This is a genomic window from Streptomyces sp. MNU76 (genome assembly GCF_020982545.1).
In the GTDB taxonomy this organism is placed as follows: Bacteria; Actinomycetota; Actinomycetes; order Streptomycetales; family Streptomycetaceae; genus Streptomyces.
Genome location: NZ_JAJKLK010000003.1, coordinates 1,445,707 through 1,459,343 on the forward strand (window position 1 = coordinate 1,445,707; position 13,637 = coordinate 1,459,343).

Sequence of the window (13,637 nt, forward strand, 5' to 3'; positions counted from 1 at the left end):
GGCGCTCGCCGACCAGCGCCGGCACCCCGAGGGCTTAGGACGCGGCGGGCCGGTAGCGGGCAAACAGCGGGCCGTACGCGGTCAGTGCGCGGTCGCGCTCCAAGAGCGGATAGTCCAGGAGCTTGTCGACGATGCGATGTTCGGCGAGGAGGCGCTCGGCGTGCTGGAGCAGCACGGTGTCGCCGAGTTCGGTGAGGTGGACGCCGTCGCTCCACACGCCGCCTGCCTGATCGTCGGCGGGCAGGTGACGGGCGACAGCGGTGAACGGGGTCCACACGTCCAGGAACAGTGCGCCGTGAGCGGCGGCGGCCTTGCGGGCAGCCTCGTTGTAGCGGGCGAGTTCGATGTTCATGGCGGCAACGGTCCCGGGGTCCTCGATCGGGCCGAAGGGGGTCTCGCTGATGACCACGATCTGCCGGGAGTAGCCGGTCAGCTGTTCCAGCATGGCGGTGATGTGCCGGGTGTACTCATCGAGGTCGACCGCCTCGGACAGCCGGTTCTGGAAACGACGCCAGACATCGTTGATGCCGCAGCCGAGGAACACGAGGTCGTAGTCGGTGCCGGTGGTCGCCCTGTCAGCTTCCACGAGGGAGGCGATGTCCCGGCTCGTGGCACCGCCCTCGCCGTGATTGCGGATGTCGAAGCCGATGTGGGCGTGGGCACCGCGCAGGGAGAGCGTGAGGCGGTGCACCCAGCCGCGCTGATGCCAGCCCTCGACGGTGACCTTGGAGCCGACCTCGGGCAGGTTGGCCTGGGTGGTCATCTGCGCGTTGAACGCTTCGAGGTGCTCCATGATGCTCGTCCCGAAGAACCCCACGGTCAGGGTGCGCCGGTCCTCGCTCGCGACGGGGGCGCCGTCGAAGTGGCGGCGCACTGCGGCCGGGACGCCGGCGGCGACCGTGTCGGGGGCGATGCTGTGGGCGACGACCGCGTTGGCCCCGACCAGGACGTTCGCCCCGATGCGGACGCCGCCGGTGACTGTGACCTTGTTCGACAGGGTTGCGCCCGGCTCGATGATGATCGGCGCGGCCTCGAATCCGGACGCCCACGGCACGAGTTGCCCGGTGGGCACGTTCGCGGCGGTGCGTACGCGGTGGTTGTGGTCGTGGAGGTCGACCATGTTTGACAGGGCCGCGCCGTCGCCGAGGCTGATGCCGACCATGGCGGAGATGAAGGTGTGCTCCCCGATGGCGACGTCGTTGCCGATGGTGACGGTGGCGCCGCGGTGGACCTGGATGGTGGACCCGCGCCGGATGCAGACCCGGTCGCCGATTGTCAGGTGGGCGCCGGTGTCGAGCTCGATCACGAGGTCGTCGGGCAGGTCGCAGTCCTCGCCGAGGGTGAGCGCCGTGCCGTGCTGGGCGCGCAGCCGGTCGGCTGCCGGCAGTTCGGAAGGGGCAGGGGTGGTGCTGGTCATCGCGAATCGGTCCTGTTCGCTTGATGCGGATGATGGCCACGGGGCCGGCCCTCAACCTACCGGCCGTGAACGGGTGGTGTCGGACAGTCAGTTCGGCTGCTCCTTGAGTACGAGGAACGGGCCGATGGCGAGTGCGTCCAGGGGGCTGGCGGCGAAGGTGGCGACTGCGTCGCGGGGGGTGCACACGATCGGCTCGGCCTCGTGGTTGAACGAGGTGTTCAGCAGCGTGGGCGGCCGGCCGGTCTGCTCGGCGAACGAGGCGAGGAGGCGCGCGTACGGGTCGGCGTCGTCGCGGGCGACGGTCTGCGGGCGCAGCGTGCCGTCGGAGTGGACGGCGGCCGGGATCACCTGGTGCGCGGCCTCGGTCGCCTGCCGGGCGACGATCATGAACGGGTGGGGGACGCTCGTACCGATCAGAGCGGACGCGGCCTCCTCCAGGAGGGCAGGGGCGAGGGGCCGCCACGGTTCCCGGTGCTTGATGCGGTCGTTGATGTGGTCGCGGGCCCGGGTGTGGTGGGCATCGGCGAGGATACTGCGCCGGCCGAGCGCGCGGGGCCCGGCCTCCATGCGCCCCTGGAACCAGCCGATGGTGCACCCGAGCGCCAGGTGCCCGGCCACCACGGTCGGCAGGTCGTCGCCGTGGTCGCGGAAGGCCAGGCCGTAGTCGTTGAGGGTCGCACGGATAGTAGCTGGGTCGAAGGCGGGGCCGAGGGCGGCGGCGGTCATCGCCTCACCGGGCAGCGCCAGGTCGCCGCGCCGCACCGCGACCTCAAGGGCGGCGCCGAGGGCGCACCCGGCGTCCCCGGCGGCTGGCTGGACGAACAGCTCATCTACGCCGCGCAGGGCGGCAAGGCGGCCGTTGGCGGAGCAGTTCAGGCCGACCCCGCCCGCGACACACAGACGCCGGGACCCGGTGAGCGTGAGGACTTCGCGGGCCAGCTCGGCCAGGCACTGCTCCAGCAGGTGCTGCGCCGAGGCGGCAAGGTCGGCGTGCTCGGGCCCAAAGCCCGTGTCGGGCACGACGCGTCCCCCGCTGTAGGTGCGGGCGCGACGGTGGGGCGGGATGCCGAGGCCGGTGTACGCGGCGGCGTACGCGGCCTTCAGACGCCGGTAGTAGCGCAGGTCGGTGTACTGGTCCTCGACCGGTTCGTCGGGGCGGATCCCGTAGCGGGACAGGTCCAGGTGGTAGCCCCCGGCCTGGGGCGTGAGGAAGTCCAGCTGGTAGCGGTTCGGGTTGCCGTAGCCGGCCAGGCCCATGAGCTTGCCGGAGCTGGTCCAGTCCCCGAGCCCGAGGTGTTCGGCGACCGTCTCGTAGAACCAGCCCAGGGACTGGGAGAAGGGGAACTGGCGCAGGACCTTCAGCCCGCTGGTAGTGCCGTGGGCGAGGGTGGCGGAAATGCCGTCGCCGGAACCGTCGACCACCAGGACGGCGGCCTCGTCGAACCCGGCAGGGTGGAACGCCGAGGCAGCGTGCGCGAGATGGTGCTCGATCACGGTGACCTGCCGGGGCCGGTGATGGCCGAACAGGCTGGGGTCGAGGAGTTCGGCGATCAGCTCCATGTCCGTACACGTGTCGCTCGGCTCGGGCCAGGCGGGGTTGAACGCGATGGCGATCTCGTCGACCTGGTCGAGGGTGATGCCGGCCTCGGACAGGCAGTACGCCGCGGCCACCGCGCAGGAGCGGGAGTCCTTGTGGTGCTTGCGGCGGGAGAACCGCTCTTCCTCGGCGAAGGCCACGATGCGGCCGTCGATGACCAGACAGGCGGAGGCATCGTGGTAGTACGGGCCGCCCAGTCCCAGCACGGTTCCCAACGTGTGCTCCTTCTCGCAGTCGCCCAACACCCCGCGGCGCGGGGCGGGTTCAGACAGTGGTCAGGTCAGGTGGTCGAGGGTGGCCTTGAGGACGGCCGGAACGTCGATGGTGTCCATGCAGCCGCCGACCCCGCCGCAGGCAACCTGGTGGGCGCACGGCGAGCACGCCAGCATCGAGCGCAGCGCGGTCACGTTCGTCACGTGCTTGGGGATGACCTCGGCACCGTTGCTCGGCCCGAGCAGCAGCACGGCCGGCCTCTTGTGTGCGAGCGCGAGATGGAAGCCGAAGGAGTCCCCGGTCACCACCGCGTCGACCAGGCCCGGCAGCGCGGCGGCCTCCTCCAGGCTGAGCGGCGCGTACGCCACCCGGGACTCGTCGGCACCCCGCAGCCGCAGGTGCCGCACCAGGGCCTCGCACGCGTCGCGGTCGCTCGGGCCGCCGAGGACGGCTAGCTGCGCCCCGTGGTCGACGAGGGCGTCGCCGAGCTCGGCCCAGTGCCGCGCCGGCCACAGCTTCGTCGGCAGCGACCCGCCCAGATTCAGGCACACCCTGGGACCGGTCCGCTCCCCGAGAAGCCCGGCCGCGCGCCGCCGGGCGGCCTCCGGCACTTCCAGGACGTACGGCTCGCCCGCATACGTGTAGCCGGAGACGGCGAAGTACAGCTCCGTCCACGTCTGCTGGTTGCCGATCGTGCGGTAGTCGTTCCAGGTGTTCTGCCGGAAGAACTGCATCGCCGCCGCGCCCATCGGATACAGGACGTGGTCGGGGCCGCCGAAGGCGAGCCCCGCCTTGTGCCCGGCGTCGATGCGGTCGACCAGCGCCGCCGCGGACGGAGTCCGCTCGAAGGAGTACACCGCGTCGAAACGGCGCGACGGCAGCTGGGCGGCGGCCTCCCAGTCGTGGACGAGGACTTCGTCCACGTACGGGTTCATCCGCAGGATCGGCGCGCACGCCTCGTCCACCAGCCAGGTGATGTGCGCGCCGGGCTTCTCGGCGCGAATCCGCGCGGGAAGGGGGGAGGCGATCAGCATGTCCCCCAGCAGGCCGAGCATCACGATCAGGACCCGGTGGTCGACGGGGTCGCGATGCGGGCAGCCGTGGCACGGGCGCCAGTGGCGGCAGGGTCTCCCGCCGGCGAAGTGCCGGCAGTCCGAGTGGATCTCGAACGTGTCCACGGTGTGCACGGGGCCAAGGAAGGCGCCCCGGACAGGGAGTTGCTCCGGACTCACACAGCACCCCCGGCTCCGACGGCCGCCAGAGCAACGCGCAGGACCTGCTCGTCGGCCCCGTCGCCCTGGTGCGCCTCCACCAGGGCGCGCGTGCGCGCCGCCACGGCGGCCGGGTCGCGGCCGTCGCGCAGCACGGCGGTGAAGATGTCGGTGAGCTCGTCGATCCCCGCCGCGTCCATCCCGGCCCAGGACACCTCCTGCAGGCCCAGGCGCAGCCCCGCCGGGGCGGTGATGTGCGGCAACGGGATCGCGTTGACGACGATCCCCGCCTCGAACAGCCGACGGGAGGCTTCCTCGGCGGCCAGCAGCGGGGCGATGTCGATCCACAGCTGATGGCAGTCGGTGAACCCGCCCTTCTCCCCGCACACCGTGAACCCGCGCTCGGCCAACCCCGCTCCCATACGGCGGGCATTGGCGACGGTGGCCGCCGCGTACGCGGCGCCGCAGGCGTCCATCTCGGCGGCGGCTACGGCCAGGGCGACGACGTCGGCCGGATGGTGATGGGAGACGAAGTGCGAGGCGTGCTCATCTAGCCGGGCCGCGAGCTGGGCGTCGTTGGTGGCCAGCAGTCCCTTGTGCGGGCCCGGGTAGGTCTTGTGGGTGGAGCCGCCGAGGCTGTCCGCGCCCTCCGCGAGCGGGTTCTGCCACGCGCCGCCCGCGATCAAGCCCAGTGTGTGGGAGGCGTCGTAGTGGATCAACGTGTCGGCGCCGACCACCTCGCGCAGCCCGGACAAGTCCACGGGGAACAGGCACATGAACGCGTCCAGGTACACCAGTTCCGGCCGCGGCTGGCCACCCAGCAGACGGGCGAGGGCGTCCAGGTCGAGGGTGGACGTGGCCGGGTCGACCGGCAGATCTTCCATCTGCAGGCCCAGCCGGGTACCGATGAAGCGGGTCGAGCCGTGCCCGCCGTCCCGCTCCGCCAGATTGAACGCCCTCGCCCCGGGGCGGGCCAGCGCGGAGAGCGCCACCGTCAGCGCCGAAACCCCCGACACCGGCTTGAGGTTCACGTGGCGCGCGCCCAGCTGCGCGCCGATCCGCACGGCCGCGGCACGCTCGATATCGACCAGATCCTGCCGTCCCGGCCACGCCCAGTTCTCGCCTCCGCCGTCGGGGCCGGGAAAGGCGTACCGCACGGCGGCCTCCGTCAGGTGCGGCACCCGGGCGGCCAGCGACAGCCCATTCTCGCTCGGCACCAGATGCAGCCGGTGCCGGGCAGCGTCGTGGTGGGCTGCCGCCTGCCGCAAGGCGGTAAGCACGTCGGGTGGGGTGCGGGTCACGAAGCGATCTCCTGACGGTCGAGGACGAGCGGCACCGCAGTGAGTGGGGCCTTGGCCGGCCGGTAGCGGATCCGGCTGGGCGCCCCACCGGGCAGCCGCGGCACGCCCTGGTGAAGGACCGAGGCCATGACGGTGAGAGCCATCAACTCGGCGAGCGGCCGGCCCAGGCAGGCGTGCGCGCCGCCGCCGAACGCCCACAGCCGCGCCCCGCGGGCCTCGCCGTCCAGGAACCGCAGCGGCCGGAACGTATGCGGCTGCGGGAAGACCTCGGGGTCGAAGTGCCCGGCCGACGTGGAGTACGCCACCCGGGTACCGGCCGGGATCCTGTAGCCGCCCAGGTCCACCGGGCACACTGCCTCCCGCAACGAGAGCAGGTTCGGCGAGTGGAGACGCTGAGCCTCGGCGAGAACTGCCCGCAAAACGGGCACGGCATCCCGCCGCGCCAGCACCTCCGGCGTAACCACGGCCACGTGCGCCTCCGTCTGCGCGAGCACCGCGTGCTCCTGGTTGGCGGCCAACTCGACCAGGCACCAGGTGATCAGGCTCGCCGTCGTCTCCCTCGCCGCGATCAGCAGCGCCAACAGGTGATCCGGCAGCGGGCCCACCGCCTGTGACGCATCCGCGAACGCGGCCACCAGACCTGCCAACGCCGAGTCCGTACCAGGCTCGGCGACAGCCGCAGCCGCTCGGCGGGTGAACAGGGCATGCAACCGCCGACGGGCTGCACGCCCCGCCCAGTAGCGGCCAGTCATGAACCGGTCCCGCCCCGGCGGAGCGCCGGACCCGGCGACGAACGGCTCGAACACGGCCGCGAACACGGCCGCGTCCGCCGTCTCGGGAGCGATGCCAAGCAGTACCCGAGCGCTCAATGAGCCGGTGAGCGCCCGCACCTCCGTGTACAGATCTCCCACGCCGTGCTGCGCCCACCGGGCCGCCACCGGGTCCGTCACCTCCAGCAGGGCTGGCAAGTATCCAGGCAGAGCCCGGCCCGACAGCGCCGGCCGCAGCCTGCGCCGAGCATCTGCGTGCCCCTCACCAGTGAGGTTGAACAAGGCGCGGCCGAACAGGTCATGCACCAGCCGAGTGTTGAGCACCTCCAGACAACCGCGCTCGCCGGCGAACAGCTCAACCAGCCCCGCCCAGGTGCCCACCAGCACCGTCTCCTGCCCGTCGACCGCCATCCGAAAGACCGGCCCGTGCCGACGATGTCCTTCCTCCAGGGCCCCCAGGGGGTCCAGGTCGAAACTCCGCACCGTGTGGTGCGGGGGTAACCCGCAGGCCGCCGACGCGGCCTGCTCAGACACCCGACCGCTCCAGAACGTCCAACTGCCGGGCCGCGCGGGCGGTGACGGCCGCGTGGTCGATCCCGGCCACCTCCAGTGGCGGCGTGCACGCGCAGTCCTCGGGCAAATCGTCGGCCTCGCCCGTTTCTCCGAATCGCATCAGCGCGTCCACCACCCGATCCGCGCAGACAGGGCAGGCATCCGGGAACACCGACTCGAAGTCCGTCCCCCGCAGGTTCACACACGCCACCCGCACCGCGAGCCGCTCATGGACCCGCCGGATCGCCTCCACCACGGTCCACAGGTTCGGCGGCACGTACTGCCCGGCCCGCCACAGCTCCCACGCCACCGTGTTCCGCGACACCCGTGTCGGGCACAGCGTCATCCCCTGGACCCCGAGCCCGGTCAGGTAGTCCACCGACTGCACCACGTCGGTCACCGCCTCGCCGTCGGTCAGGAACGGCGGCTTGACCATCAGGTAGATCTTCGGATCCACTCCCAGGCGGACCATCACCATCAGCGCGCGTTCAAAGGAGACCTGGGAGATCCGGGTGTTCACCAGCGTCTCGCGCACCAGCGCGTCTGCGGACTGCAAACCGATCCCGATCTCCAGCCGCACCTCGCCCAGGGCCTGGACGAACGGGGTCAGCGCTCGCTCGGTGACGAACTGCGGCAGCGACTCCACCACCAGCCGCTTCACCCCGGCCGCCGCGACCAGCCGGGCGATCTCCACCTGGACGTTTCGCGGGATCTCCCGTGGCGCGAAGAAGCTGCCGTCGTTGTAGAGGGAGAGCACCTCGTACGGCGGCTCGCCCTCGGTCCGTTCCAGGGTGTGACGTACCTGATCCAGCAGACTCTCGCGCGAGGTCCCGCCGTGGATGCCGTAGTTGTTCAGATTGGTGAAAGGGCACATCGTGCAGGTCGGCACCGAGCAGCCGCCCGACATGACGATGACCTTCTTTCGGCCGACAACGTCACCGTGCGGCAGCCGGATCATGTCGTAGTCGACGAACCGAGGCTCCGCCGGCTTCTGCGTCCCCGAAGTGCGTAACTGTAAGGACAGATCACCGATCCGGCGACGCAGGTCCTTCACCGTCACCGGCGAGTCGAGCGCGTGCTCAGGCATGAGGAGCCCCCTTGATCCCCGGTCGATCAATCGGGTCTGCCCGCGGACCGGAAGCGCGGCGCAGCCGTCACGAATCCTCAGAAGAGCCGAAGATTCAATGCTTGGGAAGACGGCCTCGAACCGCCAGCCCATTGAGTGCGAACCGGACAGACGACAACACTGCGATACGCAACGCCCGCGCATCCGAATGTGGAGGACTCCGATGGCCTAGGAGCTGTAGCGATGGAGGAACATACGCTCGCCTTGAGGGTGAAGAAGGCACCGGCACACTCGAAGAGTGAGCAGAGCGGATTCCACTGGGTAGCCGACGGTCCGCCGTGGGCGGCGTGGACAGCATGACGGGGCCTCCCAGGGGACGACGAATCAATCCACTTGCCGCCTATGACCGCGACGACCCGGGTGCCCGTTGCCGGACTCCGGCGAGTCTATCTGGCTTGTGCGGCAAGGGCCATGTGACGAAAACCGCCTGGCTCATCGGCGCACCGCTGCTGACCGCCGCCGTGGCCAGCGTCTGGTGGGCAAGCCCTCTCTGGGCCGGGCTCGCCGCAGCTGGCGTCTGCTCCACGGCCGCATCACCACCGCCCGGTCGCTCGCCCTAGCACCGGCTCTGCACCACGGCTTTATCCCGCCCGCCACCACTGAGCCAGCACCACACGCTGTGCCAGCGCGTCCGGTCGCGGTCGTCGCGGCCAGCTCCCTTCCAGTCCCTCGTCCGGCTGCCTGGGCCTTGGCGGCTGATCTGGGGCCACGGCCACCGGACGCCGCCTCGGCTTCGGTAAGACTGAACGCTGAACACCTCAACCCCCGAGCAAGAGTGGGAGCCCGCGTGGCTGAAACCATTACCACGACCGTCCGCAACGCGGCCAAGGCCGTTGTCCTCCATGACGGCCGTGTCCTGCTCCAGCGCGCCCACTGGGTAGTCGCAACGTGCGTTGCGATCTTCGCCGGCCTATTCGTGGACACCAGCAAAATCACGCAGCCGTGACGGTGACATTGACGTTCGCCGCGATCGTGATGACTTTGAACCGACTGCCGTGGCCGTCGCAGATCAAGTGGTGCTTGCTTCCCCTCTTCCGCCGGTCGACCGCGACGGACCGCTCACAAGCGAGTTCACGCAGAGCGAGGGGTGGGCTGGAACGTCCGACCGAATTCCTGGAAGACGTCCTCCGCTACATGATTCCTTTCCAGCGCCAGGGGCGCGGCTCTGCACGGCCGCGCAGGCAGTCAACGCGATACTGAGCCTCGGCTTGCCACTGGGGACGCATCGCGGCGTGCTGGGCCGCGTAGGTGGTCATGCGCAACTCGCGGGCACCGGCGAGGAGGTCGTACCCCTCCCATTGCGTGACGTCCGTGCCGTACGCCGCACAGAACTCGGCGTACTCGGCCGCAGTGACGGCACCGGTCGTGGTCATTTTGACCGCGGTGGACACCAGGTCCCACTCTGGCGGCCCGACAGAGGCCCGCTCGAAGTCCAGCATTACCGGCCCGGCCGTCGTGCGTACGACGTTGCCCACCCACGCATCACCGTGCACGACGCACTCGGGCAGGCCGTGGGGCCGGTGCTCCCAGTGCTCGCGAAGTTCCGCATGCCGATCCCGCAACCATGCGCGATCGTCCTCCGACAGCGACGTGGCCGCCTCGATCCGCTCGGGCACACGGATGAACGGGTCCAGCCGGTCGAGCGGCAGATCCGGGACCGGCAGTGGGTGAAGTTGCTTCAGCAGCGTGACGACATCCATGACGTTGCTGGTCTCATGCGCCGGAAGCTCGACCCAAAACGTCACGGGTCGTCCGGCAGCCTCGACGGGCTGCTCGGCCGGCAGCGCGCGGACGGCCGACACCCCGTTGTCGGCAAGCCACCGAGCCACGAGGACCTCACGCACCGCGGCCTTCCACTGGCCTGCGCGGGCGATACGGACAACCACTTTGCCGGGGAGGCGCCAGATCTCGTTCTCGGCGATGCGAACGGGCTCGGCCCCTGCGGGGTTGAGCCCGGCGAGGGCGCAAGCCTCTTCCAGTACGGCACGGGTGGGTCCAGCCGAGATCGTCATGCATGCAAAGTAGTCGTGATTCGCTGACGGAGGTGTGCCGCCTCCTCCAACGTGCGGTGCTCTGCGGCGAATCGGCGGAGTTCCTTGAGGTCGTCGCCCGCCCTACGCGAGGTGAGGCGGCCGACATCGCTGAGCGCCTTGTGGCCGATAGCGATGGCCTGCATGGGGTCTCCCTTCGCCATAACGAGCGACGCGAGTTTCGTACGGGAGATCCCACGAGAGCGGGCGTAGTCGTCGCTGTGTCCAGCGACCGCCGTTGTGAACCGTTCCGCGGCCCGGCCCGGGTCCTGGTCGGCGTGGATGGCTAGATCCCAAAGCGCATGGGCTGTGTCGCCGTGGTGCTGCGCCTCGTCGTAGTACGCCATCCACGGCGGGTCATCGGCCGGGTTCGAGTAGGCGAATGCGTCGTCGGCCGCGCCGACTGAGGCCAAGGTCCCCTGTACGTCGTGCATCTTCCCGAAAGCGCGGGCGCGGGCGCTGTGCAGCATGGCCTGAATGGTCGGGGTGAGCCGGTCGGAGCGCACCAGCCCTTTCTCGGCGTAGGTCAGCCCCTCGTCCGGATCGTCGAGCCAGATCGCCTGACGAGCCAGGAAGGAGAACGTCTTGGCTCGCAGCCACCAGTCCCCGGCCTCCTCCGCACATTCGGACGCGACCTTGAAGGCAACCCGGGCTTCATCGTGGGCGTAGGCGTCGAAGTGCGTGGCGCCGACGACGATACCCAGCCGCGCGACGCTGCCGAGGAGGTCCTGGCGAAGCCGTGGTGGGCAGTCGACGGACAGCAGCTGTACTGCCCACTCCATCGAGCGGCTGGCGAAGTCGCCGACCAGACCTCCGCCACCTTGGGCGTTGTCCCAGCGGTGAATGCCGTCGGCGATGAGGCGCAACTGCTCAAGCTCGGTGGGGCGAATCCGCTTAGGGAGCTCCGGCGGTGCGGCCGGGGCTACGAGTCTGGCGAGGTCTATCGGAGTGATGGCGGCAAGGCTGGTGGTGGCCAGGAAAGCGCGTCGGTCCACTGGCGGAAGGCTCCCAGGTAGCGGGACTGAGGTGTCTCTGCCCAGGATGCGTCCTTCGTGGACCTGAAGGGTCCCCTCCGCCGGTCCCCGGCGGGCACTATCCGCTTCGCGCCGTTTTTTATCCGCATCGCCAAACACCATGCCCCAAGCGCGGGTGAGCACGCCGCCGGTCTCGAGGACCGCGTCCAGGCGCTCCGCGAGGTCGTACCGGCACCGGTATTGCCCCTTCTCAATCTTGGAGATCACATCGGGGCTGACCTGCACCATTGGCCCTAGCTGAGCGGCACGCAAACCGGGATGTCGCTTGCGCCAGTAGCGCAGTTCTGCACCGAACCACTCCTGCGGTGAGGCGTCTGGGTTGAGCGCTTTCTCTGGCTGCGGCATCGACGGTCCCTGGGTCGTGATGCGGATATCTCAGGTCTCCGCATCCGGATCTGCACGCGGGTCTCATGGCCTGACTGAATGGTGGCTGACCGGTTCCGCACCAGTACACACCGCAGTCAAACCTCATTGCTGAGGATTCCACCAGACCGAAGTGGACCTGTGATGGCCGACCTCTTGGAAGTATCCGCTGCGCCAGCCACCGGCGTGCGCGCTACGACGCGCAGTACCCCGGGACATCTGGCGATAGACCTCGATGTGACCGAGCTGGCCGTGCCCATCGTCAGGACCATCGTGCGCGCCCACCTGAAGCTTTGGGGCCTGGCTGATCTGACCGACGGTACGACCTTCGTGGTTACGGAACTGCTGACCAACGTCCTGCGGCACGTACAACCCACCTCGCGCACCGGGATGAGGAACACGCAGTTGACGCTCACCCGCCTCCCCGGGGCACTGAACGTCTGCGTGCGCGACTTCGATCCCGCGCTGCCCAAGCCGATTCGCGCAAAACATGAGGCTGAGCACGGCCGGGGGTTGCCCCTTGTCATGGCGTTCGCCGACGACTTCGGCTGCTCCCCGTTCAAGGGCGGGAAGGACGTGTGGGCGACCTTCCTTATCAGCAACAACGGCACGAACGGGAAGCCGCAGGCAAGGGAGACGTCATGACGGGCCGGGAGACGACCAGAGAGCTCTCGCGCCGGTTGAGCAGGCCGACACCGCCCTCGTCCACGTCCCCTCGGCGTCAGAAGTGCTGGTGTACCAGATCACGATGCCGTCGACCGCATTACGGCTGCTGTCTACGGCATAGGGGGAGGAGGAAGGACGATCGGCATGACGTCGCAGCCCGCCGGTTCACCCGTCCGTCGAGCCAGCTCTCCTTTGCTCGACGTCTGCTTTGCAGGGGCAAGTTCGGTCTGAATGTTGATTCGACTCGTGGGACGTCCCAGGACGTCCCGACCGAGTCCTGTGCGGCGGTACCGGCGTCTCCGAGCTCCCTGAACGATGTCCGTGTAGCTCGCGGCGCCGTGTCTTCCTTGAACGAACCGCCCTTGTCGGCGAGTGGCGGCTCGAAATGCCTCGGCGGCTCCTCTTTGGGGGCCGCCGAGGTGGCTCCCTGGTCGCCAACTTCCGATCTCACTAATGGAGTTGCCCTTATGCCTCGCACCACGACCTCAGCCCCCACAATCGGCGGTCGGCAGGGGGACGGCGCGTCCTGGCCTGAGGGCTCATTCAGGGAACTGGGCCGTGAACTGCGGACCGTTGTATCGACCCTCGCACCCGGACCGTCGCCTCTCGCGGTGCAGGAGACCCTTCATCGCGAAGTGACCAGACTGGTTTTCGGCGAGACCGCCTCCGTCAGCGAAGACCCGGACGAGCGACACGTCCAACTGCTGTTTATGCGCGGCCACTTGATGCGGCTACTCGGAGCAGTCGTTCCCCTCGATCCCAACGAGCCTCCTCTGGAAGACGATCGACTGGTCGTACGCGTGCGTGCCCTACTCGACGAAGAGATTCCCGGCGACGCCGTGCGTGCGGCGTCCCTGCACCGGCGGATGTCCGAGGTCGGGCGGGAGCTGCTCGCCGTCCTTCCTGCTGTCGACGCCTCTGACGACGTGGTCGACGGCTGGGGCAGGACTGTGTGCGCCGGGTTCGATTCGACGCGTATCCGCGAAGCCATTCGTGCGGCGAAGTCCTGGAAGCACGCGGGGGTGTACCCGCATCCGCGCACCCTCGCGGCGGTCACACGAGCGCTCAGCGGCTACGTCACGGCGCTCGTCCCCTACGTCTCGATCCACTTGGAATCGCTCTCCGCCGGGAGTCGCGGGTGGACCGCATGCGGTGAGGCGATCGAGCGCTCGCAGGAGGCCCGCGACGTCGCTCCGGGCGAGGGGCTCAAGGCGGCGAGGGAGCACGCATTCCGTCTCGCAGTCCACACCGAGGTCCTGCTGCGCTACGCCGAACAGGACTGCGAGCGGGACGGTGAGTGACATGGCCAGGTCTCATCGCGTGGCCCACCCTCAGCGGATTCACCGTGCTCCGGCCT

General features: G+C 69.5%; 11 protein-coding genes. 3 read left to right on the top strand and 8 right to left on the bottom strand.

Annotated features, from left to right (window positions below; genetic code table 11):
• Positions 1-34: 34 nt before the first annotated feature.
• The 6 genes from E4N62_RS12865 to E4N62_RS12890 all read right to left on the bottom strand — a co-directional run bounded on the left by E4N62_RS12865 (position 35) and on the right by E4N62_RS12890 (position 8,148).
• On the bottom strand, positions 35-1,417 hold the full coding sequence (locus E4N62_RS12865; RefSeq protein ID WP_230214000.1) for a GDSL-type esterase/lipase family protein: 1,383 nt from the start codon (positions 1,415-1,417) through the stop codon (positions 35-37).
• 87 nt (positions 1,418-1,504) lie between these two features.
• A complete protein-coding gene (locus tag E4N62_RS12870; protein WP_230214115.1) occupies positions 1,505-3,220 on the bottom strand; it encodes a carbamoyltransferase C-terminal domain-containing protein in 1,716 nt (571 codons plus the stop codon).
• Positions 3,221-3,289: 69 nt separating this feature from the next.
• On the bottom strand, positions 3,290-4,414 hold the full coding sequence (locus E4N62_RS12875) for a glycosyltransferase family 9 protein (RefSeq protein WP_230214001.1): 1,125 nt from the start codon (positions 4,412-4,414) through the stop codon (positions 3,290-3,292).
• A 41-nt stretch (positions 4,415-4,455) separates the two neighbouring features.
• Positions 4,456-5,739 (bottom strand): hypothetical protein, encoded by a 1,284-nt coding sequence (locus E4N62_RS12880; RefSeq protein ID WP_230214002.1) that lies wholly within the window; start codon positions 5,737-5,739, stop codon positions 4,456-4,458.
• Positions 5,736-7,043, bottom strand: a complete 1,308-nt coding sequence (locus E4N62_RS48660; protein ID WP_230214003.1) for a cytochrome P450 — start codon at positions 7,041-7,043, stop codon at positions 5,736-5,738. The genes E4N62_RS12880 and E4N62_RS48660 overlap by 4 nt, the downstream gene beginning before the upstream one ends.
• The gene (locus E4N62_RS12890) at positions 7,036-8,148 is read right to left on the bottom strand and encodes a hypothetical protein (RefSeq protein ID WP_230214004.1); all 1,113 of its coding nucleotides are present in this window, start codon (positions 8,146-8,148) and stop codon (positions 7,036-7,038) included. Before E4N62_RS12890 ends, E4N62_RS48660 begins: the two co-directional genes overlap by 8 nt.
• 826 nt (positions 8,149-8,974) lie before the next feature.
• On the opposite strand from E4N62_RS12890, the gene E4N62_RS12895 reads away from it, so the two are divergent.
• Positions 8,975-9,133: a hypothetical protein gene (locus E4N62_RS12895; RefSeq protein WP_230214005.1), complete on the top strand. Its 159-nt coding sequence runs from the start codon at positions 8,975-8,977 to the stop codon at positions 9,131-9,133.
• A 184-nt stretch (positions 9,134-9,317) separates the two neighbouring features.
• On the opposite strand, the gene E4N62_RS12900 is transcribed toward E4N62_RS12895, so the two are convergent.
• Both E4N62_RS12900 and E4N62_RS12905 read right to left on the bottom strand, forming a co-directional pair.
• Positions 9,318-10,199, bottom strand: a complete 882-nt coding sequence (locus E4N62_RS12900; protein WP_230214006.1) for an aminoglycoside phosphotransferase family protein — start codon at positions 10,197-10,199, stop codon at positions 9,318-9,320.
• Positions 10,196-11,596: a helix-turn-helix transcriptional regulator gene (locus E4N62_RS12905; protein ID WP_230214007.1), complete on the bottom strand. Its 1,401-nt coding sequence runs from the start codon at positions 11,594-11,596 to the stop codon at positions 10,196-10,198. Before E4N62_RS12905 ends, E4N62_RS12900 begins: the two co-directional genes overlap by 4 nt.
• Before the next feature lie 162 nt (positions 11,597-11,758).
• Here E4N62_RS12905 and E4N62_RS12910 point away from each other — a divergent pair, with 162 nt between their 5' ends.
• Positions 11,759-12,259: an ATP-binding protein gene (locus E4N62_RS12910; RefSeq protein WP_230214008.1), complete on the top strand. Its 501-nt coding sequence runs from the start codon at positions 11,759-11,761 to the stop codon at positions 12,257-12,259.
• Between the two features lie 632 nt (positions 12,260-12,891).
• Entirely contained in the window at positions 12,892-13,581 is a 690-nt protein-coding gene (locus tag E4N62_RS12915) for a DUF6415 family natural product biosynthesis protein (protein ID WP_230214009.1), read from the top strand.
• Positions 13,582-13,637 lie beyond the last annotated feature (56 nt).

Excerpts from the sequence above, each read along its gene's own strand:
- E4N62_RS12910 (WP_230214008.1), top strand. The coding sequence starts at position 11,759 with ATGGCCGACCTCTTGGAAGTATCCGCTGCGCCAGCCACCGGCGTGCGC.
- E4N62_RS12905 (WP_230214007.1), bottom strand. The coding sequence starts at position 11,596 with ATGCCGCAGCCAGAGAAAGCGCTCAACCCAGACGCCTCACCGCAGGAG.
- E4N62_RS12900 (WP_230214006.1), bottom strand. The coding sequence starts at position 10,199 with ATGACGATCTCGGCTGGACCCACCCGTGCCGTACTGGAAGAGGCTTGC.
- E4N62_RS12890 (WP_230214004.1), bottom strand. The coding sequence starts at position 8,148 with ATGCCTGAGCACGCGCTCGACTCGCCGGTGACGGTGAAGGACCTGCGT.
- E4N62_RS12865 (WP_230214000.1), bottom strand. The coding sequence starts at position 1,417 with ATGACCAGCACCACCCCTGCCCCTTCCGAACTGCCGGCAGCCGACCGG.